Raw genomic sequence first — 3,671 nt, 5'->3', positions numbered from 1 at the left:
ACCCTTCAGCGTGTCCAACTGCCCCTGAATGTCATCACGAGCCTGCGACAGCGAACCCGCCACCTGCTCCATCTCCGCATAAGACGCACCGAAATCGGCCATCGTCCACACCTCCGCAAATCGAGAGAACCGGACCCCTCCGGCCCGAACAACACCACCCTACGGAACCACCCGCGCCCCCGTCGATGGGGACAACTCCCCATCCACGCGCATGATCAGTGCACCACTTCGATCGAGGTGAAGAGCGCCGAGATATCGTGCTGCGCCTCGTGGAGCGCACCGCCGTCATCGACGAACACATCGAGCATGAGCAGCATCCGCGCCGTCCGTCCGAGAAGGCGCCTCAGCGCGATGGTCGTGTCGTCGACCGGGACGAGCAGCACACAGTCCAGGGCCGTGTCGAACGCCGTTCCCTCGACCTCGATGATGTTCTGGATCATGCCTCCGGCACCGAGGAAGACGAAGGATTCCAGGGGCTGTGCGCCCAGCGACTCGTCGAGTTCGACGGCCGTCAGGTGAGCGACGACCACCGATCCGCCGATCGAGGGGAGCCACCAGAACCGCTCCCGCACGCCGGGAAGCGGCGGCTCGGCGCGCACGAGAGTGAGCGCGCTCTCGGCGATCGCCGTGCGGACGGCCGCAGGCGCGTCGGCAACTGCTCGGTCATCTGCGACTTCGGCGGCCCAGGAGACGTCATCGACGAAGTCCTTCCACGGGAATTCGAGCGGAAGTGTCAGCCAGGCGGCTTGGTCTGGCAGCACCCGGTAGCCGGTCACGCACGCCACCGGAACGTCTCGACGATCGTGTTGCTGAGCTCGATCAGACCCTGCACCAGATCAGGTGCCGTGTCGTCGAGCGTGGTGATGGAGGTCGAGACGATCATGCCGCGACGGTCGCGCGGGTTCGGAAGCGCGATGCCGTAGTCGATCTGCCGACCGACCACCTCCGCGAGCTCGTCTGTGCCGCGGCGCTCGCTCTCGGTCCGCAGAATCCGACCGATCGACGTGTCGAAAGCTTCGACGGTCCCCTTCGCCATGTCGCGGAACGCCGACTCGAAATCCGCTCCGGGACGAGCGACGTATTGGATCAGCGCGAACGACATCGGCAGAGGTGTCGAGTCGTCCCCCATCGCGTCCGGAAGGTAGACCGCACCGACACTCCGCGCCTGCATCTGCTTCCATTGCTGGCTGATCAGCATCCGTGCCTCGACGTCGAGATCGGGGCGACCGAGCGCTCGAATCTGCGACGACATCCGCATGGTCAGGGCTTTTCGCCCCTCATCATCGATGAAGTACCGTGTCCATCCCGGCGGGAACAGGATGCTGAATCCGCCGGGCTCGTCTTCGGCCATCAGCTTTCCTGACCGGGGGTCCATATCGGGCGTCCTTCACGCTGACGAGCACGGTCATCCCGGACGGCGAGGATCAGCGCTGCGATCATCAGAAGCAGGGTAGCGGCCCCGTCGACACCGGCCGCTGCCCACCGCAACGTCGCCTCGGTCGCCCCTTCCGAAGGGAGCATCCAGGCGAACATCGCCGATGACGCGGCGGCCGCACCCGTCGCCGCGAACGCTCCACCCACTCGACCGGAATCCTTCACACGCGCGGTAGCGAGAACAGCGACGGCCAGGAGGAGACCGATGACGGACACAGTGAGCGATAGCAGCCCCGGAAAAGAGAACAGGGGGTAGTCGATGGCAACGCCCCACATCGGCGCACGACCTGCGGCGATCTGTCCTCCGGTGAGAAGCAAAGACCCGACCAGATAGACGATCAGCGCCGCCGCCTGCATCATCCGTAGGAGGAGGTACATCGTCGTCATCCGCTTGTGCACGGAGGCGCGAGGGGAGGTCATGGGAATCAAGCGTAGGCCTTCACCAGGGCGCCGTGATCGACCCGTAGACGCTCAGACTCGTCGATCCGAGCCAGTTCACCGCGTTGAGCCGCGATACCAGGCTGGAGGGGAAGTGCGACGCGGTCGCCGCGATGAACTGCTGCACGGCCGGATTCGTCCCCCACTGCGAGTTGTGCATCGTCGTGAGGAATCGCTGCATCTGCTGCACCTCGGGGCCGCCGTTGACGATCGTCCGCAACGGGTTGACGAAGAGACCCGGTCTGGGCAGGTTCGACATCGAACGGATAGGGGCTGCGAGCCACTGGAACGGCGTCGCCCAGGTGGACGGATGAAAGAGCCGTACGCGCGGCAGGCCCGCGCGGATCACCGAGGTGACGACACCCCGTCCGCCGCTGAGGACGGCACCGAGCGCAGGAACGCCCTTCGAGAGCACCCTCCCGATCCCGAACGGCAGCAGGCCGAGCGCGGCGAGCCCGACATCGCCCAGCGTCGCACGACCGTCGAGGTACTTGAGCGCCGTGAGGCCGAGGCTGAGGAGAGTGAGTCCGAGGAGCACCCCCGCCAGCAGGCCAGTGAACGGGGCGCCGATGATCAGCGCGACGATCGTGAGAACGATCAGGACGACGGAGATGACGGTGAGGAGGTCGTCGACGAATCCCCAGAATCCGTCGCCGTTGTCGGCCGTGTCCATGGCCTTCTGCACGCCCTCAACGGCATCGTCATACGCATCGGACCACGCCCCGAAGACATGGTCGAAACTGCGCCACTGGGCGTCGCGATCCGCCTTCGCGCCAGTGAGCGAGGTGTTCGCCGCGTCGACAGCACCGGACGCTGCTTCCTTGTCGGCCTGTGTCGGCTCGTCCTCCCACGGCCACTGATGATCGATGGAGGCCTGGTTCCGGTCGGCGGTTTCCTTCTCATCGAGCGCGCTCTGATAGTCCCTCTCCGCGCGCTCGACCTCGTCGAGGTGAAGGTCGAGCCAGTTCTGCGCGGTCCTCAACGCATCCGCATAGGTGCGCAGCGCTGTGCCCGTCCCCTCGTAGCGCACCGCAGCATCCGACAGGTCACTCGACGACTCCCGCGCCATGTCGCCGAGTTTGTCCGTGCCTTTGCTCTTGTGCACGCTGGAATCACCGATCTCGGTGAGCAGCACCGCGGTCTCGGACATCGTGGCGGCGAGCTTCACGAATCCGTCGCCGTCATCCCAGATCACGGTCGGGTTCCCCTCGAGCGGTCGCAGTTCGTGCTGCGTGAACGGAGACCTCATCGTGGAGTGGCCTTTCCTACCGAGACGTCGGCGGTGCTCGTCGGGTTCTCGAATCCGTTCGCGGTCTCGGAGTCCCATTGCTCCCAACCATCGATGATCCCGGTCAGCTGCTTGAGGATCTCGTCGAGGTTCTTCTGCAGCTTGCCGCGGTTCGACTTCCAGTCGTCCTCGAAGTCGGAGACCTTCTGCCGCAGCTCGGAACGTCCGTCCGGCTTTCCGACGGCGCTCTCCAGCGCATCGTTGGTCTGAGCCGCCGATTCGAAGGCATCGACCGAGGATGTCAGGCCGGTCTTGGTCAGTCGGAGCCGGTCCAGATCGAGCATGATGTCCATCGCGAACGTCCTCTCCAGCGGGGGTGGTGAGAAGGGGCCGACGGATCCCGTCGACCCCTTCTCGAGAGCGTGTGTCAGCTGCCGGCGAGCTGCTGATCCAGATCCTGGATCGCCCGCATCATCCCGAGCAGCGACTCCGACATGTCATTGATGCCATCGACCGCCGTCTTCAGACCCGTCGTCAGCTCCGTGTACCCCTCACCGAACTTCCCCGACGC

5 protein-coding genes are annotated in these 3,671 nt (G+C 65.3%); all 5 read right to left on the bottom strand.

The annotated features are described in order from the left end of the window. Nucleotides 1–215: 215 nt before the first annotated feature. Genes AB4070_RS18520 through AB4070_RS18500 form a run of 5 tightly spaced genes read right to left on the bottom strand, consistent with a single transcriptional unit; the run spans nt 216 to nt 3,453 of the window. Entirely contained in the window at nt 216–776 is a 561-nt protein-coding gene (locus AB4070_RS18520; RefSeq protein ID WP_441981400.1) for a hypothetical protein, read from the bottom strand. Further along, complete coding sequence (locus AB4070_RS18515; protein WP_441981399.1) at nt 773–1,351, bottom strand: hypothetical protein; 579 nt, start codon at nt 1,349–1,351, stop codon at nt 773–775. Before AB4070_RS18515 ends, AB4070_RS18520 begins: the two co-directional genes overlap by 4 nt. Next, entirely contained in the window at nt 1,351–1,854 is a 504-nt protein-coding gene (locus AB4070_RS18510) for a hypothetical protein (RefSeq protein WP_441981398.1), read from the bottom strand. Before AB4070_RS18510 ends, AB4070_RS18515 begins: the two co-directional genes overlap by 1 nt. Before the next feature lie 19 nt (nt 1,855–1,873). Then, nucleotides 1,874–3,121, bottom strand: a complete 1,248-nt coding sequence (locus AB4070_RS18505; protein ID WP_441981397.1) for a hypothetical protein — start codon at nt 3,119–3,121, stop codon at nt 1,874–1,876. Continuing rightward, entirely contained in the window at nt 3,118–3,453 is a 336-nt protein-coding gene (locus AB4070_RS18500; RefSeq protein WP_046746675.1) for a hypothetical protein, read from the bottom strand. Before AB4070_RS18500 ends, AB4070_RS18505 begins: the two co-directional genes overlap by 4 nt. Nucleotides 3,454–3,671 lie beyond the last annotated feature (218 nt).

This window comes from Microbacterium sp. 2RAF4, from assembly GCF_052115285.1.
Classification (GTDB): domain Bacteria; phylum Actinomycetota; class Actinomycetes; order Actinomycetales; family Microbacteriaceae; genus Microbacterium; species Microbacterium oxydans.
Note: the sequence above shows the minus strand (reverse complement) of the source record. Positions and strands in the feature narration are given on the sequence as shown.

Bases quoted from the DNA above. Each gene is read 5' to 3' on its own strand.
- AB4070_RS18515 (WP_441981399.1), bottom strand. From the start codon at position 1,351: ATGGCCGAAGACGAGCCCGGCGGATTCAGCATCCTGTTCCCGCCGGGA.
- AB4070_RS18510 (WP_441981398.1), bottom strand. From the start codon at position 1,854: ATGACCTCCCCTCGCGCCTCCGTGCACAAGCGGATGACGACGATGTAC.
- AB4070_RS18505 (WP_441981397.1), bottom strand. From the start codon at position 3,121: ATGAGGTCTCCGTTCACGCAGCACGAACTGCGACCGCTCGAGGGGAAC.
- AB4070_RS18500 (WP_046746675.1), bottom strand. From the start codon at position 3,453: ATGGACATCATGCTCGATCTGGACCGGCTCCGACTGACCAAGACCGGC.